This is a genomic window from Rhizobium sp. NXC24 (assembly GCF_002944315.1).
Lineage (GTDB): Bacteria > Pseudomonadota > Alphaproteobacteria > Rhizobiales > Rhizobiaceae > Rhizobium.
On the sequence record NZ_CP024311.1, the window covers coordinates 2,984,780 to 3,005,994 of the forward strand.

The following is a 21,215-nucleotide window of genomic DNA, read 5'->3' on the forward strand; positions in this document are numbered from 1 at the left end:
CTCGCGCAGCACCAGAATTTCACATATCGGGAGCAGACACCATGAGCACAGTCATCAAGGGTGGAACCATCGTCACGGCCGATTTGACCTATAAGGCCGACGTCAAGGTCGAAGGCGGCAAGATTGTCGAGATCGGGCAGAACCTGTCCGGCAATGAAGTGCTCGATGCTTCGGGCTGTTATGTCCTGCCGGGCGGCATCGATCCGCATACGCATCTCGAAATGCCATTCATGGGTACCTATTCCTCTGACGATTTCGAGAGCGGTACGCGGGCTGCCCTTGCCGGCGGCACGACTATGGTGGTGGATTTCGCCCTGCCCTCGCCCGGCCAGTCGCTGCTCGAGGCGCTGACCATGTGGGACAACAAGTCGACGCGGGCAAACTGCGATTACTCCTTCCACATGGCGATTACCTGGTGGAGCGAGCAGGTCTTCAACGAGATGGAAGCCGTCGTCCGCGAGAAGGGCATCAACACGTTCAAGCACTTCATGGCCTATAAGGGCGCGCTGATGGTGGATGACGACGAGATGTTCTCCTCCTTCCAACGCTGCGCCGAGCTCGGCGCCCTGCCACTCGTTCATGCCGAGAACGGCGACGTGGTCGCGCAGATGCAGGCGAAACTGCTTGCCGAGGGTAATAACGGCCCGGAAGCGCATGCCTATTCCCGCCCCGCCGAGGTCGAAGGCGAAGCGACGAACCGCGCCATCATGATCGCCGACATGGCCGGCAGCCCGGTCTATATCGTTCATACCTCCTGCGAACAGGCGCACGAAGCCATCCGCCGCGCCCGCCAGAAGGGCATGCGCGTCTATGGCGAGCCGCTGATCCAGCACTTGACGCTTGATGAGAGCGAATATGCCAATGCCGATTGGGACCATGCCGCCCGCCGCGTCATGTCGCCGCCCTTCCGCAACAAGCAGCATCAGGACAGCCTCTGGGCCGGCCTCGCCTCCGGCTCGCTGCAGGTGGTCGCCACCGACCATTGCGCGTTTACGACCGAACAGAAGCGTTTCGGCCTCGGCGATTTCACCAAGATCCCGAACGGCACCGGCGGTCTCGAGGATCGCATGCCCATGCTCTGGACCAATGGCGTCAACACCGGTCGCCTGACCATGAACGAGTTCGTGGCGGTGACATCGACCAACATCGCCAAGATCCTCAACATCTATCCGAAGAAGGGCGCAATCCTCGTCGGTGCCGATGCCGACATCGTCGTCTGGGATCCGAAGCGTTCGAAGACTATCACCGCCAAGACGCAGCAATCGGCGATCGACTACAATGTCTTCGAAGGCAAGCAAGTGACGGGCCTGCCGCGCTATACGCTGACCCGCGGCGTGGTTGCCATCGAGGAAAGCACGGTCAAAACGCAGCAGGGCCATGGCGAGTTCGTCAAGCGCGAGCCTTTCACCGCCGTCAACCGCGCACTCTCGACCTGGAAAGACGTCACGGCGCCGCGCAAGGTTCAGCGCAGCGGCATTCCGGCAAGCGGAGTGTGACGCTTGGCGACGGCGTTCCGCTCCATCAGCTCACAACGGCACATACCGCTCCAGATCCGGCAGCAGGACGACACTTTCCTGCTCGTTCGGATCGGTGCGGGCGATGATGGCTGTCGCCGGCCGGTCGCTGAGATTGGCGGGCAGATGCGGAACACCGGCCGGAATATAGAACATCTCGCCGGCGTGAACGACAACATGCTCTTCCAGCTCATCGCCGAACCAGCAATGCGTCTCGCCGGACAGCGCGTAGATCGCTGTCTCATGCGCGGCATGCAGATGCGCCTTGGCGCGTCCGCCCGGCGGGATCGTCAGGAGATGCATGCAGATGCCGGTCGAGCCCACTGTCTCGGCGGCGATCCCTTCGAAGTAGTTGAAGCCCTGTTTCCCGGCATAGGTACTGCCGGGCTGCACGATGCGGCAGGTGGGCTTCGATGAAACGCTCATGCCATTCCTCCATAAAATTCGATAGATCTTCGGCGTCCTTAGGTTCTAAAACCACCGCGATGCCACGTAGAATAACACGCAATCCGCCCCGACTGCGCGGCGAAAACATGACTGGTAGGTGTTAATGACGTCATCCGCTCCCTCCGTCGTCTCCGCGCGGAACCTCTGCCTCACCTACGAGACAAATGACGGGCCGGTGCATGCGCTGAGCAATGTCGATCTCGACGTGCGCAAGGGCGATTTCGTCTCCTTCATCGGCCCGTCCGGCTGTGGCAAGACCACGTTTCTGCGGGTCATCGCGGATCTCGAGCGCAAGACCTCCGGCGACATCACCGTCAATGGCATGACGCCGGAAGAGGCGCGCACCAACCGCGCCTACGGGTATGTCTTTCAGGCGCCCGCCCTTTATCCCTGGCGCACGATCGAAAAGAATATCGCTCTGCCGCTGGAAATTATGGGCTATCCCAGAAGTGATCATGCCAAGCGCATCGCGCAGACGCTGGATCTGGTCAATCTCACCGGTTTCGCGCACAAATACCCCTGGCAGCTCTCCGGCGGCATGCAGCAGCGCGCCTCGATCGCCCGTGCGCTCGCCTTCGACGCCGACCTGCTGCTGATGGACGAGCCCTTCGGCGCCCTCGACGAAATCGTCCGTGACCACCTCAACGAGGAGCTGCTGAAGCTCTGGAAGCGAACGAACAAGACCATCTGTTTCGTGACGCACTCGATCCCGGAGGCGGTTTATCTCTCCACGAAGATCGTCGTCATGTCGCCCCGTCCCGGCCGCGTCACCGATGTCATCGACTCCACCCTTCCGCTCGAACGCCCGCTGGACATTCGTGAAACCCCTGAATTCCTGGAGATCGCCCATCGTGTCCGCGAAGGGCTGAGGGCAGGACACAGCTATGGGGAATAGGATCACACAATGAACCCGCAATTCCTCCTCTGGCTCACCGGCGCCATGGCGATTTTCATCGGTGGCGCGACCGCTTCGCGGGCTTATATCGCCAACAACAACATATTGATCCTCATCCTGGCCCTCATTCTCTATTGTGTGGGCAATCTGATGATGGTCCGGCTAATGCGCGAGGGCGGACTGGGCCTGGCGATTTCCGCCTCCGCCATCGCCCAGCTCGTGGTCGTCAATATCGTTGCCTTCGTCGTCTTTGGCGAGCGGCTCAGCATGCCGCAGCTTGCCGGCGTTGGGCTCGGCATCGTCGCGATGGCGCTGATGCTGTTTCCGACGGAAAGAGGGGCGTGACCATGGAGAAGGAGCAATTCTTCAAGCACAAATTCGTGCCGGTTACGACCATCATACTGGCAATCATCCTGTTGTGGTACGCTTTTGCCGTTATTCTCAACACGCCCTTCCAGCGCGATCTCGACCGGCGCGCCAACGTCACCCCGACGACGATGGAATTCATCGGCAAAACGCTGTCACAACCGAAGCCGATCCTGCCGGCGCCGCATCAGGTGGCGCAAAATGTCTTTGAAAACACCTTCCTTCGCGCGCCGACAAGCAACCGCAGTCTCGTCTACAATGCCTGGGTGACATTGTCCTCCACTGCGGTCGGTTTCGCCTTCGGTACGTTTCTCGGTATTCTGATCGCCGTCGGTATCGTGCATGTCGTCGCGCTCGACCGCAGCCTGATGCCCTGGATCATCGCCTCGCAAACCGTGCCGATCCTCGCCATCGCGCCAATGGTCGTTGTTGTATTGGGTTCGATCGGCATTACCGGCCTTATTCCCAAGGCGCTGGTGTCGACCTACCTCTCCTTCTTCCCCGTCGCCGTCGGCATGGTGAAGGGATTGCGGTCGCCGGAGGTCATGCACCTCGATCTCATGCGCACCTACAATGCCAGTGCCGCGCAGACATTTTGGAAGCTGCGCGTGCCCGCCTCGGTCCCCTTCCTCTTCACCTCGATGAAAGTTGCAATCGCTGCGAGCCTCACCGGTACCATCGTTGGTGAACTGCCAACGGGCGCCGTCGCCGGCATCGGTGCCAAGCTGCTCGCAGGCTCCTACCAAAGCCTGACGATCGATATATGGGCGACGCTTGTCGCCGGCTCGATACTAGCGGCCGCGTTGATTGCCGTCGTCAGTATCGCAGCGCGTATCGTCGATCACGCCATGGGAGGTCGCGCGGCATGAAAAATCTTCATTTGTCGTGGCAAAGCACGCTCTCCCTTCTTCTTTGCCTTGCGGCACTCCCAGCTCTGCCGCTGCTTACCACCGATACCGCCACGCCCTTCAGTAGCGGGACCACTTTTGTCATTTTCATTCTCATTGGTGCCGCGGCCATTAGTTCCTTCATGAACCTGTCAGCAACGCTCTGCGCGGCGATCCTCTTCTTTGCCGCGCACGCAGCCGCCTGGCTGTTGCTGGCTGGAATATCGGGCAACGAAGGCAACGCTCTTGCATCGTTTTTCTTCCTGCTGGCCGCGGCCTGGCTGCTCGCCTGGCGTTGCGTTTCCATCCTTTCTATCATCCAGTCTCCCTCGACTGCCGACGGCTATACGTTACGGTTGCTGATTCCCGTGATCTTCGGCGTGTGGATCATCGTCATCTGGGAAGCGGTGACACGCGGGGCCGGTATTCCTTTCATCCTCCTGCCGCCGCCAAGCGCCATCGGCGCGCGGATTGCCGGCTCCATGTCGATTCTCTGGACGGATGTTCAACAGACGATCTTCCGATCGGTTCTGATCGGCTACATCATCGGTTGCTCCAGCGGCTTTATCGTCGCCATCCTTGCCGATCGCTTCGCCTTCCTGCGTCGCGGCCTGCTGCCGATCGGCAATCTGGTCTCCGCTCTGCCAATCATCGGCGTCGCGCCGATCATGGTCATGTGGTTCGGCTTCGATTGGCAGTCGAAAGCGGCCGTCGTCGTCATCATGACCTTCTTCCCGATGCTGGTGAACACGGTTGCCGGCCTCGCCGCCGCCGGTCATATGGAGCGCGATCTCATGCGCACCTATGCATCGAACTATTGGCAGACGCTGTTCAAGCTTCGCCTGCCCGCCGCGGCTCCCTTTATTTTCAATGCGCTAAAGATCAACTCGACGTTGGCCCTTATCGGTGCCATCGTGGCAGAGTTCTTTGGTACACCCATGTCGGGCATGGGCTTTCGCATCTCGACCGAAAACGGTCGGTTGAACCTCGACATGGTCTGGGCCGAGATCGCGGTTGCCGCGGTTGCGGGTTCCGTCTTCTACGGTATCGTCGCCGTTCTCGAACGGATGACGACGTTCTGGCATCCGTCTATCCGTGGTGGAAAGACGTAGTTCAGGATCCTGCCAAGGGATCAGGGCATAACTTCAGAGGGAAAAGGACAAAAAATATGAAAAAACTGATGGTCGCATTGATGGCAAGCGCGATGGCGTTGGCCGCAGCGCAGGCGGCGATGGCTGCCGACAAGGTGACGCTCCAGTTGAAATGGGTGGCGCAGGGTCAGTTCGGCGGCTACTTCGTCGCCAAGGACAAGGGCTTCTACAAGGAGGAAGGCCTCGACGTTGACATCAAGCCGGGCGGCCCGGATATCGCGCCGGAGCAGGTGATCGCCGGCGGCGGCGCCGATGTCATCGTCGACTGGATGGGCGGCGCTCTGGTTGCCCGCGAAAAGGGCGTGCCGCTGATCAACATCGCCCAGCCCTACGACAAGTCCGGCCTTGAGCTGATCTGCCCGAAGGACGGTCCGGTGAAGACCGAAGCCGATTTCAAGGGCCATACGCTCGGCGTCTGGTTCTTCGGCAACGAATATCCCTTCTTCGCCTGGATGCACAAGATCGGCCTGAAAACCGACGGCGGCAAGGATGGCGTCACTGTCCTGAAGCAGAGCTTCGACGTTCAGCCGCTCGTCCAGAAGCAGGCCGACTGCATCTCGGTCATGACCTATAACGAATACTGGCAGGCGGTCGATGCCGGCTTCAAGCCGGAAGATCTGATCGTCTTCAACTATAGCAAGCTCGGCAACGACCTTCTGGAAGACGGCCTCTATGTCAACGAGACCAAGCTGAAGGACGCTAAGTTCAAGGCCAACATGGTCAAGTTCGTTCGTGCTTCGATGAAGGGCTGGAAATACGCCGTCGAACATCCGGATGAAGCCGCCGAAATCGTCATGGACAATGGCGGTCAGGACGAAAACCATCAGAAGCGCATGATGGGCGAAGTCGCCAAGCTGATCGGCAACGGCAAGCTCGACGAGAAACTCTACGACCGCACGGTCGCCGCCCTTCTCGACCAGAAGATCATCAGCAAGAAGCCGACCGGTGCTTATACGCATGAGATCACCGACGCCGCGCTGAAATAGGGCTGGCTTCAAAAAACGGGAGAAACGCGCGGGGCCTATGCCACGCGCGTTTTTTTCATTTTGTAACAGGGATGATAAAAGGCTGGCTTTGTCGCCGCATTTGCCTGAAAAGCCATGCGTCGATCAAGCATCTGAATGCAAATATCACGAGCGCGTGATTGATTCGCGATGCAACGCCCATTAGAATTACGCGCGCGCCAGAAATCATTTTCTCGTGATCTTGCAAGATTTGGAAATCGTTCCCACCTAATGGGGCAAATTGAGGATGAGGGACTTGCAGGCATGACAGACGGATATTGATCCGCCGGAAAGAGCCGGCCCGCACGCATTAATCCCCCGTGCTCGCGACGGAAAACAGCGAGATCCCTTTTACACGAAGTACCGAACTGGAATTGGACGCATGGCCTTTAAGCCGCATAGATTTCTGAGCACGACTGCGATGTTGCTTGTTCTCCTGACGGCGCCGGCGGCCTTTGCCGAAGAGCCCACCGTCACCACGCCGAAGCAGAACCTGCCTGCAATCGTCGTTACACAGGCTGTGACGCGCAAATTGACCGACAAGGTCGTCGCAACCGGCACGGTGAAAGCCGTGGACGAGGTCTATATCCAGCCGCAGGTGGACGGCCTGTCGATCCGTTCGCTCAATGCCGATGTCGGCGACAAGGTCGAGGCGAACAGCACGCTCGCCACGCTGAACGACGATGCGCTGGTCCTGCAGAAGAGCCAGATGGAAGCAACGAAGGCCAAGGGCGAAGCAACGCTCGCCCAGCTTCGCGCGCAGCTCACCGAGGCCCATGCCAATGCCGAGGAGGCGGAATTACAGCGCGTCCGCGCGGTCGCCATGGGTGCCAAGGGCACCGTCTCGACGTCCTCGGTCGAGCAGGCGAATGCGACGGCCGCCGCCAACAAGGCGCGCGTGGCCTCCGCCGAACAGGCGATCGCAGTTGCCGAAGCCGATCTCAAGGTCATCGACAGCCAGATCGCCGATACCGATCTGAAGCTCGCCCGCACGGGCGTCAAAACCCCGGTCGCCGGCACGGTCGCCTCGCGTAACGCCCGCATGGGAGCCATCGCCAACGGCAGTGGGGACCCGCTGTTTACCATCATCCGCGACAGCGATCTGGAGCTGGTGGTCGATGTCTCCGAAAGCGACATCACCAAAATTACCCTTGGCCAGAAGGCGTTGATTTCGCTTTCCGGCAGCCGCGAAAAACTCACCGGCTCCGTCCGCCTGGTGGCGCCGATCGTCGATGCCGTTACCCGCCTCGGCGCCGTCCACATCTCCATCGATGACGACGAAAAGGCGCGCGCGGGCATGTATGGCAGCGCCGAGATCATCATCCGCGAGACACAGGGCGTCTCCCTGCCGCTGACGGCGGTCAACAGCGACGAAAATGGCTCTTCCGCCCGCAAGGTAGAGAGTGGCGTCGTCAAATTCGTCAATGTCCAGACCGGCATTCAGGATGGCGCTTACGTCGAGATCGTCAAGGGCCTGAAGGATGGTGACGAAGTCGTCGCCAAAGCCGGCGCCTATGTCCGCGACGGTGATCACATCACGCCTGTCAAAGAAGCTCCGCAAGCGTCCAACTGAACGAGAACGGCAAGATGAACTTTTCCGCCTGGTCCATCCGAAATCCGATCGCGTCGCTTCTGGCCTTTTTCCTGCTGATGGTGGTGGGCGCGCACGCCTTCTTCAATCTGCCGATCACCCGTTTTCCGAATATCGACGTGCCAGTCGTCAACGTGACCGTGACGCAGAGCGGTGCCTCGCCTGCCGAACTCGAAATGCAGGTGACGAAGGAAGTCGAAGACGCCGTCGCCAGCATTAACGGTATCGACGAGATCCAATCGACGGTGACCGACGGACAGTCGCAGACCGTGGTCATCTTCCGCCTGGAAGTGCCGACGCAGCAGGCCGTTCAGGATACCAAGGACGCGATCGACCGCATTCGCGGTAATCTGCCGTCGACCATCGACGAGCCGATTGTCTCCAAGGTGGATGTCGAAGGCCAGGCGATCCAGAGCTTTGCCGTTTCCTCGCCGAATATGTCGCTCGAAGAACTGTCCTGGTTTGTTGACGATACGGTCAAGCGCGCGCTGCAAGGTCAGACCGGTATCGGCCGCGTCGACCGCTATGGCGGCGCCGACCGCGAAGTGCGCATCGAACTCGATCCGAACAAGCTGAATGCCTATGGCATCACCGCGCTTTCGGTGAGCCAGCAGTTGCGCGGCACCAACATCGATCTCGGCTCCGGTCGCGGCCAGGTGGCCGGCAGCGAGCAGGCAATCCGCGTCCTTGGCGATGCCCGCGATGTCGCCCAGCTCGCCGACACCACCATAGCCTTGACCAACGGCCGTTTCGTCAAGCTCTCCGATCTCGGCGTCATCAAGGATACCTATCAGGAGCCGAAGTCCTTCTCGCGCTTCAACAGCGCGCCCGTCGTGACCTTCGGCGTGTTCCGCGCCAAGGGTGCCAGCGAAGTATCCGTCGCCAAGACCGTGGACGACACCCTGACCAAGGTGCGGGCCGAAAATCCGAATGTCTCGATCGAGATGATCGACGACGCGGTCTATTACACCTACGGCAACTACGAAGCGGCAATGCACACGCTGCTGGAAGGCGCGTTGCTGGCGGTCATCGTCGTCTTCCTGTTCCTCAAGAATTGGCGAGCGACGTTGATTTCGGCCGTTGCCCTGCCGCTTTCGGCGATCCCCACCTTCTGGGTCATGAACCAGATCGGCTTCTCGCTGAACCTGGTCAGCTTCCTGGCGCTGACGCTGGCGACCGGTATTCTCGTCGACGACGCCATCGTCGAGATCGAGAACATTGCCCGCCATATCAAGATGGGCAAGACGCCCTATCGCGCTGCGATCGACGCCGCTGATGAAATCGGCCTCGCGGTCATTGCGACGACCTTTACCATCATCGCCGTCTTCGTGCCCGTCTCCTTCATGCCGGGCATTCCCGGCCAATATTTCATCCAGTTCGGCCTGACGGTCGCCTTCTCGGTATTCTTCTCGCTGCTGGTCGCGCGCCTCATCACGCCGATGATGGCCGCCTATTTCATGCGCGCCGAAGATGCCGTCGAGGACCATCACGACAATGACGGCCGGTTCATGCGCGGCTATAGCTGGCTGGTTCGGATAACGACCAAGAGATGGTATACGCGCTATCCGACATTGCTTGCGGCCTTTGCATTCTCCGTTGCCTCCGTCTTCGCTCTGATCATGTTCGTGCCCGGCAGCTTCATCCCGCCGGATGATTCCTCCCGCATCGTGCTGTCGGCCGAACTGCCGCCGAATGCCCGGCTCGACGACACAGAGCAGGCAACCAACGAGATTTACAGGCGCGTCAAGGATATCGATGGCGTCGAGAATGTGTTCGTCCTTGGCGGCGCCTCGCCGAAGGGCGATCTGGAGCTGCGCCGCGCCACGGTAACGCTGACGCTCGGCAAGCTCGACCAATCGCTCGTCAAGAAGCTGGTCAACGATGTGGCGGGTTCGCTGCCCGTGATCGGCCCCTACCTGCCGAAGGTTGCCGTCCATGGGCGCGTGAAGCCGCAGTGGGAGGTCGAGAAGGAAGTCTTCGCCAAGCTGCGCTCGATCCCCGACGTCCGCATCACCAAGCTTAATGACCGCGGCGACCGTGACCTGACCTACAACTTCCTCTCCCGCAACGAGAAGGATCTGAACGAAGCAGTCGGCATCCTCGAAGCCAAGTTGCGCACCGATCCGGCGCTTGCCAATGTCAGCGCCGACGGCGCCCTGCCCCGGCCGGAGCTGCAAGTCTATCCGCGCAAGGACGAGGCTGCCCGTCTTGGCATTACGCCGCAGATGATTTCCGACACGGTGCGCGTTGCGACCATCGGCGATATCGACGCGTCGCTTGCCAAGATTTCGCTCGATGACCGCCAGATCCCCATCCGCGTGCAGGCTGCAATCGGCATGCGCCGCGATCTTGCCGCGATCCGGGCATTGCGCATCAAGACCGCCACCGGCGCGTCTGTGCCGATGTCGAGCGTGGCCGATAGCGACTATTCGGAAGGCCTCTCTTCGATCAAGCGCAACAACCGCTATCGCGTCGTCGCGATCGGCGCCGACCTGCCGCAGGGCGTGGCGCTAGACACGGCTTCAAGCCATTTCCTCGCCACCGTCAACAGCGCCAAGATCCCGGCCAGCGTCCATCTGGCGGAAAGCGGTGACACCAAGGTCCAGAAGGAAATGCAGCAGAGCTTCGGCAACGCCATGCTGCTCGGCCTTCTGCTCGTTCTGACCGTGCTGGTGCTGCTGTTCAAGGACGTGATCCAGCCTTTCACCATCCTGCTGTCGCTGCCTCTGGCGATCGGTGGCGTGGCGCTGGCGCTGATCGTGACCGGCAATGCTCTCTCCATGCCCGTCATGATCGGCATCCTGATGCTGATGGGTATCGTCACCAAGAACGCCATTCTGCTCGTCGATTTCGCCATCGAAATGATGCACCATGGCATGCCGCGACTGGAGGCCGTGGTCGAGGCCGGCCGCAAGCGCGCACGGCCGATCATCATGACCTCGATCGCCATGTCCGCCGGCATGTTGCCGTCGGCGCTCGGCGTCGGCGAAGGCGGCACGTTCCGCGCGCCGATGGCGATCGCGGTGATCGGCGGCATCATCGTCTCGACCGTCCTCAGCCTGGTGGTCGTGCCGTCCTTCTTCCTGATCATGGACGACCTGTCGCGCCTGCTTGCCTGGCTTTTCGGCCGCCTCGTCGGCAAGAAGGATGTGAATGACGAGGTTCTGACCAAGGAAAAACTGGCAGCAGCCGTCGACGAAAACCGCAAGTCGCTCACAGCGTTGGAAGAACGTTTCGACGCCATGGAAAACAAGGACGTCCCGCAGCGCGGTGCGTCCGCCAAGACGAATATCCTGAAGCTGCCACCGTTCGCCGCCGAATAGAGCGGCAAATCGGGAAACGGAAGACAATGGCGGGGCGGCTTACAGGCCGCCCTGTTCCTTTAGGAAGTCGACGATCGTTCCGACGCCATCGCCGCGTTTCATATCGGAGAACACGAAGGGACGGGCCTGGCGCATGCGAGTCGCATCGCGGTCCATGACGTCGAGATTGACGTCGACGAAGGGCGCGAGGTCCTTCTTGTTGATGACGAGAAGGTCGGATTTGGTAATGCCGGGACCGCCCTTGCGCGGAATTTCCTCGCCCTGGCAGACCGAGATCACATAAATGGTGATATCGGCGAGATCCGGCGAAAAGGTCGCCGCCAGATTATCGCCGCCGGATTCGATGAAGACGACGTCGAGATCGGGAAGCCGCTCGTTGAGGCCGGCGATGGCCTGCAGGTTGATCGTCGCGTCTTCGCGAATGGCGGTGTGCGGGCAACCGCCGGTTTCGACGCCGACGATCCGATCCGAGGTCAGCGCCTGCATGCGCACCAGGGCCTCGGCATCCTCGGTCGTGTAGATATCGTTGGTCACCACCGCGACGGAATAATCGTCGCGCATTGCCTTACAAAGCTTTTCGGTCAACGCCGTCTTGCCCGAGCCGACAGGCCCGCCGATGCCGACGCGTAAGGGTCCATTTCTCGATTTCATGCTCGAAACTCCGATAAAAACATAGAATAGCGAGGCAAACGCGTCTCGCACAGCGGCGAATGACGTAGGCTCTGCTTCGATCGTAATATTTGCCTGCGCCCTTCCCTCAGGATCGAAAGAGCCGGGTGCCCTGCGTCTCATGACGAAGGCTGGCAATGTCAGCCTGCACGGTCGCGGCACCGAGATCGTCTAGGCTCGATTGCGCCGCCCGCTTTGCGACCTCGGCGATGACGTCTCCCAGCGCCGCCAGGATCGCGACACCGTCCTTCTGTCCAGTCACCCCGAGGCGAATACCGGCCGACAGCATCTGCGACGCCAGCGCATGCAGGAAAGCCGCGAGTGCCTTTTCCCTTGCGATGTCATGCGCGCCAGCCACAGCACCGACCGCCACCGGATAAGCCGTTTTCGCCGGCAGCATGGAAAAGACCGGATGCGGCCAGGCGCTGGCGGCGGAAAGAAAAGCTTCGCCGAGCAGCATGGTCTCCTGATGGCGCTCCTTCGAGCCGGCCAGTGCTTCGGCAAGCTCGGCCGCCGCGGCCAGCCGCGCCGCATCCTCGGCCGCGCCATGCGCCTCAGCAAGCAAGACAGCATCGTTCCAGACCGAGCCATGGCGGATCAATGCGACGATCCAATCCCGAAGGCTCGCCGTGTCCCGCACCAGACCATCATGGACAGCGCGTTCCAGCCCGCCCGAATAGGCGAAGGAACCGACGGGGAAAGCCGGCGACAGCCAAGCCATCAGCCGCAAAAGCGCCTGCAGATCGCCATCCTCCGCCGCTGAAATCCCGCCCATCATGTTCAGTCGCGCGAATGATCGTGATGGTCATGCCCGTGATCATGATTATGGGCATGATCATGATGCCCGTGATCGTGACCGTGCGAATGGCCGCCATGAGCATGATAGGCGCCACGCGCCGGCTGGAAGGCTTCGCTGACCTCGGTTACCGTTGCGCCGAGGCCTTCGAGCATGGAGCGAATGACATGATCGCGCAGGATGAGGATACGGTCTTCCTCGATCTGTGCCGAAAGATGCCGATTGCCGAGATGCCAGGCGAGCTCGATCAGATGCCGGCGATCGCGCGGCTTGATCTCGAACAGCTTTTCCGCCGCGGCGACGATTTCGATCAATTCGCCGTCTTCGCGCACCAAAAGATCACCGTTGGCAAACAGAACCGGCTCCTTCAGATCGAGCATGACCATCTCGCCATTTTCGAGATGCAGCAGTTTGCGGCGCAGATGCCGGAGATCATGCGGCAGCACGACACGATCGATCGGATTGGAGGATGGGGTGCCGGCCGGCAGATAGGAAGTGACGCGTAGCATGACCTGTCCAGTTCAAAACTTTATCAGACCATGCAAAATAGCCGCTTTCCGCGCAAGGACCAGTACCGGTTTCGCAGATCTATATTCCATGGCCGTATCGATGCGGCTCCACATGGTCGGGCGCCGTTTCTTGTCCCTCCTCGACCGACCGGCGTTGCCAGACATGGTTCAGCCATTCGCTTTCATGAACGACACGATTGCGGCCAAGCGCCTTGGCGAGATACAGCGCCTTGTCCGCGGCGGCATAGACGAGTTCCTTCTTGCGCTCGCCCCACATATCCGCAATCCCTGCGGAAATAGTGATCTTCACTGCGCCGCCTTCGACGGCGATGGCGTGATCGGCAATCCGCGTTTTCACGCCCTCGATGCGGGCGATGCGTTCGGCCATGTCGCGGCCATGGACGATGGCGCCAAACTCCTCGCCGCCGAGGCGGGCAATCACATCCCTGCCCTTGAAGATGCCAGAAAAGATTTGCGACACGGCGATGATGACGGCATCGCCCGAAGCATGCCCGTAGCGGTCATTGATCGTCTTGAATCGATCGACATCGAAGATCACCAGCGAGGCATCGTCTTTCGCCTCCTCCAGCGCATCGGTAAAAGCGCGACGGTTCAGCAATCCCGACAACATGTCGGTTCGGCTCAGCCGTTCGAATTCGGCGCGTGAGACCGCGAGCTTGTGAATGGCATAGCCGGCCAGCAGCGCCAATACGCCGGAGACCGTTCCGCCGATGAGCCAGGCGAGCAGCAGGCAGAGGCGGATCGCCTCCAGTATCGGCAACGGCAACAGGCCAAGCCATTCGACGACTGGCAGCATCACGAGAATGATGGCGACGGACAGGATGACCGCTAGAAAACTCATCTTTAGCGCGAAAATATATATCGTGCGACGCTGCTGGAAATTACCGAGTTCGGCCTGCAGCGAAATCCACCGTTTCATGCGAATCACCTTCCTCAGCCCATCAATTCGATGATTTGAGATAGGGGCGAACGCTCTTCCAGGTCTTTAACGCGATCGTTAAAATGCTGGACATTTCTCAACTTATGAACTGCTGAGATTTGGCATCAAACTCACGCGTGCCCTTACGTGAGGTTGCGACGCGAACGAGCGCCGATACAAGTCTCTGATTATGCTGCAATAGTTTGGGGTCTTCACGAAAAACCCCTGAAATCCAGGGGCTCTCGTAATCCACAGGCGATGAAACGTCGCAGTTCCCGTTAAAACAGGAAATAACGTTGCGCCATCGGCAGCACCGTCGCCGGCTCGCAGGTCAGAAGCTCGCCATCGGCGCGCACTTCATAGGTCTCCGGATCCACTTCGATATGCGGCGTCAGGCTGTTGTGAACCATCGACGCCTTGGAAATCCCCCCGCGGGTATTCTTGACGGCAACAAGGCTCTTGGCGACGCCGAGCCTTCCGGCAAGTCCGGCGTCGAGCGAAGCCTGCGACACGAAAGTAACCGAGGAGTTTGTCAGGCTCTTGCCAAAAGAGGCAAACATCGGGCGGTAATGCACCGGCTGCGGCGTCGGGATGGAGGCGTTCGGATCGCCCATGGGAGCGGCTGCGATCGAGCCGCCGAGCAGGACCATATCCGGCTTCACTCCGAAGAAGGCCGGGTTCCAGATCACCAGATCGGCGCGCTTGCCGGCTTCGATCGAGCCGATCTCATGGCTGAGGCCATGGGCGATCGCCGGATTGATCGTGTATTTGGCGATATAGCGTTTGACGCGGAAATTGTCGTTGTCGCCGGTTTCCTGGGCAAGGCGGCCGCGCTGGCGCTTCATCTTGTCGGCGGTCTGCCAGGTTCGGATCGCCACTTCGCCGACGCGGCCCATGGCCTGGCTGTCGGACGAAATGATCGAGAAGGCACCGATATCGTGAAGAATGTCTTCCGCCGCAATCGTCTCCTTGCGGATGCGGCTTTCGGCGAAAGCAATGTCTTCCGGGATCGACGGCGACAGGTGATGGCAGACCATCAACATGTCGAGATGCTCGGCAATCGTGTTAACCGTATAGGGACGCGTCGGATTGGTCGACGACGGTATGACATTCGACTGGCCGCAGATCTTGATGATGTCGGGCGCATGGCCGCCGCCTGCCCCTTCGGTATGAAACGCATGGATGGTACGGCCCTTGATGGCGCCGATCGTGTCTTCGACGAAGCCACTTTCGTTCAACGTATCCGTGTGGATCATCACCTGCACATCATATGCATCGGCGACCGTGAGGCAGCAGTCGATCGCGCCGGGCGTCGTCCCCCAATCCTCGTGCAGCTTCAACGAGGTGGCGCCGGCAAGCACCATCTCCTCGAGCGCGCCGGGCAGCGAGGCATTGCCCTTGCCGGCAAAGGCGAGGTTCATCGGAAAGGCGTCGGCAGCCTCGATCATGCGGGCAATATGCCATGGGCCGGGCGTGCAGGTGGTGGCGAGCGTTCCGTGCGCCGGTCCCGTGCCGCCGCCCAGCATGGTCGTCAGCCCGCTCATCAGCGCCTCTTCGATCTGCTGCGGGCAGATGAAGTGGATATGGCTGTCCATACCGCCAGCCGTGACGATCTTGCCCTCACCTGCGATCGCCTCCGTGCCCGGACCCACGATGATGTTGACGCCCGGCTGCATGTCCGGATTGCCGGCCTTGCCGATCGCGACGATCCTGCCGTCCTTGAGGCCGATATCAGCCTTAACGATCCCCCAGGTATCGACGATCAGCGCGTTGGTGATGACGGTGTCGACAGCACCGTTCGCCCGCGTCACCTGGCTCTGCCCCATGCCGTCACGAATGACCTTGCCGCCGCCGAACTTCACCTCCTCGCCATAGGTGGTGAAATCCTTCTCCACCTCGATGAAAAGTTCCGTATCGGCAAGCCGCACCTTATCGCCGGTGGTCGGCCCGAACATGTTGGCATAGGCCGCGCGGGAAATCTTATAGGGCATAAATCAGGCTCCTTGGGAGGAAAGAATGGGAGTCTTGTTGGCGATGCGCCTCAGGCGACCGAGGGAAATATAAAAGTCGACCAGCCGTTTCTCCGCCGCAAACGGATGGCCATCCCATCCGGTATGGCTGAAGCCGGTGATGGCGATGTCATCATCTGGATAGCGCAAAAGCAGATCGGCAATGACAACCATGCCGCTGCTCGGCACGATATAGGCACCCGGTTCGTGCGCCGCGAGCGCTTCATCGACGCTCTCATGAACCGATTGGTCGATAACCACATGACGTTTGCGTGTGGCATTACAGAAAGCGGTGAATTGATCCGTGTAGTCATCGCAGAAATCGTTGAGTTCCGGATGCGACAACGCCAGTGGCGCGCGTAGCGCAGCAAACTTGCGAGGGTCACGGACGCTCCAGATTTCCGACGCGGCGGCGATCGGCGGACTGTTGCGCCATTCGGCAGAACCGAGCATCGCTCGCGCCGGTCGGCCGGTGTTGCAGACCGCGACGATATCGGTGCGGCTGCCGCTCAACGCAACGGAACGGCAATCGTTGAAACGCACGACCAGATCGGCGGCGGCGATCTCTTTCGCCGCCGCTTCTGCGATCTCGCCGTTGCCGACGATCATGATCCTGCGTTTTGCGCTCACTGCGCACCCTCCGGCCCATCGGCCAGTGCCTTTAGCTCTTTGGTCCGCTGCTTCGTCAAGGTCGCCTTGCATCCGGAAACGAGCATGGGCTCCATAGAACCGCCTCTCGCCTCGAAGCCCTCCGCTTCGCATTGGCCATCGCGATAGTCGACCCAGGCGCGTTGCGCCTTGACCAATGCCTTTTCGGCGCCTTTTTGGTCGGCATCGAGATCGGCATCGGTGGCAACCATGGCCGCACGCGTCTTTTTGTATTGCTCGTTCAAAGCCTTGTCGGCCTTGTCGTAGTCGCGCTGCGAGCAGATGTTCATGTCCATCTGCGTCTCTGCATTATTGCAATCGACCTCCGGCTGGTCCGTATCGTTTTGCGCATGGGCCGAGCCGCACATCAAAACCATCGCAACACATGCACCGGACGCAAGCATTCTCAAAGACATACCGCCTCTCCCCGTTAGCCTCAGAGTTTGCCCATGATCTGCTGGCGGAAGCCGTAGACCTCGCGCTTGCCGGAGAGCGGGATCAGCGTCACCGAGCGCGTCTGGCCCGGCTCGAAACGCACTGCGGTCCCTGCGGGGATATCGAGACGCATGCCCTTGGCTTTGTCGCGGTCAAAGGCAAGACCACCGTTCGTTTCGGCAAAATGATAGTGGCTGCCCACCTGCACCGGCCGGTCGCCGGTATTGGAGACCTCCAGCGTTATCGTCGGCGCGCCGGCGTTCAGTTCGATATCGCCGCTTGCGGCAAGAATTTCGCCTGGAATCATGGTTTTTCCTCTGCCGTCGTTCAGCGGATCGGCTCGTGCACGGTCACGAGCTTCGTTCCATCCGGAAACGTCGCCTCGACCTGTACGTCATGGATCATCTCGGCAATTCCCTCCATCACCTGCTCGCGGGTGATGACATGGGCGCCCGCTTCCATCAGTTCGGCGACCGGGCGGCCGTCGCGGGCACCTTCGACGACGAAGTCGGTGATCAGCGCGATGGCTTCCGGATGGTTGAGCTTGACGCCGCGCTCCAGCCGCCGCCGTGCCACCATTGCCGCCATGGAAATCAACAGCTTATCTTTTTCTCTCGGAGTGAGGTTCATCGCCTACCTATGTAATTGCTATTTGCTCGAACTACAGATTCCAGACTTTCGGCACTGGCGTTCCGTTACGCAAGGCGGAAATGACCGGGATCAGGATTTTTCTAAGTGCGAAGCCGTCGGACGCCGCCAGCCGTACCACCAGCTTGTCGCGCCATTGGCTGGCACCGCCCATATGCTCCCCAACGAGCGGCCGCACCTTGGCGAGATAGGTCTCCGCCAGCGGCCCGGCATAGAGCAGAGTCGCAAAGGCAACCTGGCCGCTCAGAACGGCATGTTCGGCCGTCAACGCTGCGACATCGCCATCGAGCCTCAGCTCCTCGGCATGGATCAACCGGTCGGCGCGGCGGATGCGCCAGCGGTCGCGAAACAGCCCCCGCACCATCGCCTCGCCCATCGCCTTGCGGCCCAGCAAAATTGCCTCGACGGCCAGAAATTCGGCGGTCTCGTCAAGATCGACATCGAGCCTGCGCGACAGCGAGGCGCGATCGAACAGAATGGTTTCCTGCGGCAACCAATCGACACGCGCGTCAGTATCGACCTTGATCGAAGTCACGACTTCAGCGGTGCCTGCGGATGCTTTATAGATTTTCTCGCAGGCCTGGGTGGTCACATCGATGCGTGTGCCGGGTCCCGCGACGATGCTCCAATCCATCCGGTCGCCGCCGGTCAACCCGCCGGCGGTGTTGATGATGACGGCTTCCATGGAATTGTCGAACGTGTCAGGCAGGCGAATCTTCGCCGCACCTTCTTGGAAAAGTTCGGCAAGGCGCGTGCGCCCATCAAGCGCCTTGGCCGCCAGATGGCCGCGCCCGCGCGCCCTCTGCGGTCTTGTGCTCGCCGCTGCCATCGCCATCCTGCCTCTGCGCTCCTCACATCATGCCATCGCCGGTCTTTGAAACCCGTCAAGGAGTAAAGGCAAGCAATTTCTGTGCCTTATGCAACGCCCTAGAACACCGGTCTGCTGCGGCTGGCATCCGCTGCATTTTTCGCCAGACGATGAAAAGAGTGGCAATGGCTGCGCTTCTACGGCGGTAAAGGCAGCGCCGACGGAATCAAGCCACCCGATCCGGCGGCTCGCGCCCTTCGAAAAAAGCGGTGATATTGTCCACCACCTTCATTCCCATGGCCGTGCGCGTCTCTTCGGTCGCGCTGCCAAGATGCGGCAGCAGCACGACATTCTCCATCGCCTTCAATTTCTCCGGCACATTCGGCTCCGCTTCATAGACGTCGAGGCCGGCGCCACGGATGGTGCCTTGCTCCAGGGCTGAAATCAGCGCTGCCTCGTCGACGACATCGCCGCGGGCGGTGTTGATCAGGAAGGCGCCAGGCTTCATGGCGGCGAAACGGGCAGCATTCATCAGGTGACGGTTCTCGGCGCCGCCAGGGCAATGCAACGACACGAAATCGGAGGCTGCAAGCACATCCTCGATCGTCGGCAATTGCACCGCGCCGTACCGCGTTGCTTCCATCGGATCGACCGCAGAGCGATTATAGAAGACGACCTCCATGCCGAAACCGAAATGACAGCGCTGCGCGAAAGCCTTGCCGATGCGGCCGAAACCGATGATGCCGACGGTTTTGCCGGTGACCTTCGTGCCGATCAAGTGCGTCGGCCGCCAGCCGCTCCATTCGCCGGCACGCAGCTCGCGTTCCCCTTCCCCGGCGCGGCGCGCCACGGACAGCAGCAGCAGAATGGCGATATCGGCGGTACAATCGGTCAGCACCCCCGGCGTGTTGGTGACGACGATGCCCTTGGCCTTGGCGGAAGCGACGTCGATATGATTGAAGCCCACGCCGAAATTGCCGACGATTTTTGTCCTGATGGCATCGCCTTCGAAAAGCGCGGCCGGCAGTCTATCGGAAACGGTCGGCAGCACCGCATCATAAGATAGCAGGGCCTCGCGCAACTGCCGGGCATCGAGCGCTATATCATCCGAATTGAACGTCGCTTCGAAGCGCTCGGAAAGTACGGCCTCCACCGCGGCCGGCCAGCGCCGGGTGACGAGAATACGGGGTCTGGTCATGCTGCATCTTCCTCCTGCCGAGATAGGCTCAGACTTAGAGCACGATCGCCGCAAAGGAAATGCTGTCATCACAGCTTGAATGCAAAGAAGCCCGGCCAATGACCGGGCTTCCAGATCGAACGCATCACCGGAAAGCCGGCGATGCAGATGCTTATTTTTCCATTTCGGCGTAGTTGTACTTGCCGTCGGAACCCTTCGACCACTTGTACATCACGTAGTCCGGACGGGTGATGTCGCCCTTTTCGTTGAAGCCGAGTTCGCCGATGGCGGTCTTGTACGGACCCTTTGCCTTCAGCGCGTCGGCAACGGCCATCGGGTCGTTGGAGCCGGCAGCCTTTGCGGCGTCGGCGATGACCTGCATGGCAGCATACGCATAGAGCGTGTAGCCTTCCGGCTCATAGCCCGCAGCGCGGAACTTGGCGACCAGATCCTTGGAAGCCGGGTTCTTGCGCGGATCCGGCGCGAAGGTCATCAGCGTGCCGTCAACGGCGTCGCCGGCGATCGAAGCCAGCTCGTTCGAGACGATACCGTCACCGGACATGAAGTGAGCCTTGACGCCCTGGTCGGCCATCTGGCGCATGATCAGGCCGGCTTCGGTGTGCAGACCGCCGTAGTAGACGAAGTCGACACCAGCTTGCTTCATCTTGGCGATGAGGGCCGAATAGTCCTTGTCGCCGGGGGTGATGCCTTCGTAGAGAACTTCCTTCACGCCGGCAGCGTTGAGGTTCTTCTTGGTTTCGTCGGCAAGGCCCTGGCCATAGGGGGTCTTGTCGTGAACGACGGCAACCTTGGCACCCTTGAAGTTGTCGGCGATGTACTTGCCGGCAACGGCACCCTGCTGGTCATCACGACCGCAGGTACGGAAGGTGTTCCACAGGCCACGTTCGGTGAATACCGGGTTGGTGGAAGCCGGGGTGATCTGAAGGATGCCGTTTTCGGCATAAACTTCCGAAGCCGGGATGGAAACGCCCGAGTTGAAGTGGCCGACAACGAACTTGACGCCGTCAGCGACGAACTTGTTGGCGACCGAAACGCCCTGCTTGGCGTCGGAAACGTCGTCGCCGAGTTCGAGCTTGATCTTTTCACCGTTGATGCCACCGGCAGCGTTGATGTCCGCTACGGCCTGCTCGGCACCCTTTTGGAGCTGAGAGCCGAACGCAGCATTTGCACCCGTCAGCGGGCCTGCAACGCCAACGATGATGTCAGCCTTCGCAACGCCGCTGAGCGCGATCATCGCCGACAGAGCCACGGCCGACAGAAGATACTTCTTCATATTGTTACTCCCAATTTTTTGAGCGGGTTCCGTTTGAGTTGCCCTGCGCAATACCCACCAATCATCGCGCCGGTAAGCTTGTATTTCGAAGTAGGGAGGACAGG

Annotated in this window: 21 protein-coding genes; 8 read left to right on the top strand and 13 right to left on the bottom strand. The window is 60.4% G+C overall.

From position 1 onward, the window contains the following. Positions 1 to 41 precede the first annotated feature (41 nt). Positions 42 to 1,496 carry a dihydropyrimidinase gene (gene hydA, locus NXC24_RS14785; RefSeq protein WP_104823983.1) on the top strand — a complete coding sequence of 485 codons (1,455 nt, stop codon included), beginning with the start codon at positions 42 to 44 and terminating at the stop codon, positions 1,494 to 1,496. A 30-nt stretch (positions 1,497 to 1,526) separates the two neighbouring features. On the opposite strand, the gene NXC24_RS14790 is transcribed toward hydA, so the two are convergent. After that, positions 1,527 to 1,940: a cupin domain-containing protein gene (locus tag NXC24_RS14790; RefSeq protein WP_104823984.1), complete on the bottom strand. Its 414-nt coding sequence runs from the start codon at positions 1,938 to 1,940 to the stop codon at positions 1,527 to 1,529. A gap of 124 nt (positions 1,941 to 2,064) precedes the next feature. Between NXC24_RS14790 and NXC24_RS14795 the strand changes: the two genes are divergently transcribed. The 7 genes from NXC24_RS14795 (at position 2,065) to NXC24_RS14825 (ending at position 11,178) form a co-directional block, all read left to right on the top strand. Next, entirely contained in the window at positions 2,065 to 2,856 is a 792-nt protein-coding gene (locus NXC24_RS14795) for an ABC transporter ATP-binding protein (RefSeq protein WP_104823985.1), read from the top strand. A 9-nt stretch (positions 2,857 to 2,865) separates the two neighbouring features. Continuing rightward, positions 2,866 to 3,201 (top strand): hypothetical protein, encoded by a 336-nt coding sequence (locus NXC24_RS14800; RefSeq protein WP_104823986.1) that lies wholly within the window; start codon positions 2,866 to 2,868, stop codon positions 3,199 to 3,201. Between the two features lie 2 nt (positions 3,202 to 3,203). After that, on the top strand, positions 3,204 to 4,091 hold the full coding sequence (locus tag NXC24_RS14805) for an ABC transporter permease (RefSeq protein WP_104823987.1): 888 nt from the start codon (positions 3,204 to 3,206) through the stop codon (positions 4,089 to 4,091). Continuing rightward, positions 4,088 to 5,221, top strand: coding sequence for an ABC transporter permease (locus NXC24_RS14810; protein ID WP_104823988.1), 1,134 nt, complete (start codon positions 4,088 to 4,090; stop codon positions 5,219 to 5,221). The genes NXC24_RS14805 and NXC24_RS14810 overlap by 4 nt, the downstream gene beginning before the upstream one ends. 56 nt (positions 5,222 to 5,277) lie before the next feature. After that, complete coding sequence (locus NXC24_RS14815; protein ID WP_104823989.1) at positions 5,278 to 6,246, top strand: ABC transporter substrate-binding protein; 969 nt, start codon at positions 5,278 to 5,280, stop codon at positions 6,244 to 6,246. 439 nt (positions 6,247 to 6,685) lie between these two features. Further along, on the top strand, positions 6,686 to 7,837 hold the full coding sequence (locus NXC24_RS14820; RefSeq protein ID WP_245463884.1) for an efflux RND transporter periplasmic adaptor subunit: 1,152 nt from the start codon (positions 6,686 to 6,688) through the stop codon (positions 7,835 to 7,837). Positions 7,838 to 7,851: 14 nt separating this feature from the next. After that, on the top strand, positions 7,852 to 11,178 hold the full coding sequence (locus NXC24_RS14825) for an efflux RND transporter permease subunit (RefSeq protein ID WP_104823991.1): 3,327 nt from the start codon (positions 7,852 to 7,854) through the stop codon (positions 11,176 to 11,178). Positions 11,179 to 11,217: 39 nt separating this feature from the next. On the opposite strand, the gene ureG is transcribed toward NXC24_RS14825, so the two are convergent. The 12 genes from ureG to NXC24_RS14885 form a co-directional block, all read right to left on the bottom strand. Then, on the bottom strand, positions 11,218 to 11,829 hold the full coding sequence (gene ureG, locus NXC24_RS14830) for an urease accessory protein UreG (RefSeq protein WP_104823992.1): 612 nt from the start codon (positions 11,827 to 11,829) through the stop codon (positions 11,218 to 11,220). A gap of 106 nt (positions 11,830 to 11,935) precedes the next feature. Beyond that, the gene (locus NXC24_RS14835) at positions 11,936 to 12,622 is read right to left on the bottom strand and encodes an urease accessory protein UreF (protein ID WP_104825179.1); all 687 of its coding nucleotides are present in this window, start codon (positions 12,620 to 12,622) and stop codon (positions 11,936 to 11,938) included. Positions 12,623 to 12,627: 5 nt separating this feature from the next. Then, positions 12,628 to 13,152, bottom strand: coding sequence for an urease accessory protein UreE (gene ureE / locus NXC24_RS14840; RefSeq protein WP_104823993.1), 525 nt, complete (start codon positions 13,150 to 13,152; stop codon positions 12,628 to 12,630). Positions 13,153 to 13,231: 79 nt separating this feature from the next. Next, complete coding sequence (locus NXC24_RS14845; protein WP_104823994.1) at positions 13,232 to 14,092, bottom strand: GGDEF domain-containing protein; 861 nt, start codon at positions 14,090 to 14,092, stop codon at positions 13,232 to 13,234. 278 nt (positions 14,093 to 14,370) lie between these two features. After that, on the bottom strand, positions 14,371 to 16,083 hold the full coding sequence (ureC, locus tag NXC24_RS14850) for an urease subunit alpha (protein WP_104823995.1): 1,713 nt from the start codon (positions 16,081 to 16,083) through the stop codon (positions 14,371 to 14,373). Positions 16,084 to 16,086: 3 nt separating this feature from the next. Continuing rightward, a complete protein-coding gene (locus NXC24_RS14855; RefSeq protein ID WP_104825180.1) occupies positions 16,087 to 16,710 on the bottom strand; it encodes a Urease operon accessory protein in 624 nt (207 codons plus the stop codon). Between the two features lie 17 nt (positions 16,711 to 16,727). Continuing rightward, entirely contained in the window at positions 16,728 to 17,165 is a 438-nt protein-coding gene (locus NXC24_RS14860) for a lysozyme inhibitor LprI family protein (protein WP_104823996.1), read from the bottom strand. A 20-nt stretch (positions 17,166 to 17,185) separates the two neighbouring features. Continuing rightward, positions 17,186 to 17,491 carry an urease subunit beta gene (locus NXC24_RS14865; protein ID WP_104823997.1) on the bottom strand — a complete coding sequence of 102 codons (306 nt, stop codon included), beginning with the start codon at positions 17,489 to 17,491 and terminating at the stop codon, positions 17,186 to 17,188. Between the two features lie 20 nt (positions 17,492 to 17,511). Next, positions 17,512 to 17,814, bottom strand: a complete 303-nt coding sequence (locus NXC24_RS14870; RefSeq protein WP_104823998.1) for an urease subunit gamma — start codon at positions 17,812 to 17,814, stop codon at positions 17,512 to 17,514. Between the two features lie 31 nt (positions 17,815 to 17,845). Further along, entirely contained in the window at positions 17,846 to 18,667 is an 822-nt protein-coding gene (locus tag NXC24_RS14875) for an urease accessory protein UreD (RefSeq protein WP_104823999.1), read from the bottom strand. A 199-nt stretch (positions 18,668 to 18,866) separates the two neighbouring features. Continuing rightward, a complete protein-coding gene (locus NXC24_RS14880; protein WP_104824000.1) occupies positions 18,867 to 19,838 on the bottom strand; it encodes a D-glycerate dehydrogenase in 972 nt (323 codons plus the stop codon). Between the two features lie 151 nt (positions 19,839 to 19,989). Continuing rightward, a complete protein-coding gene (locus tag NXC24_RS14885) occupies positions 19,990 to 21,111 on the bottom strand; it encodes a branched-chain amino acid ABC transporter substrate-binding protein (protein ID WP_104824001.1) in 1,122 nt (373 codons plus the stop codon). Between the last annotated feature and the right edge of the window lie 104 nt (positions 21,112 to 21,215).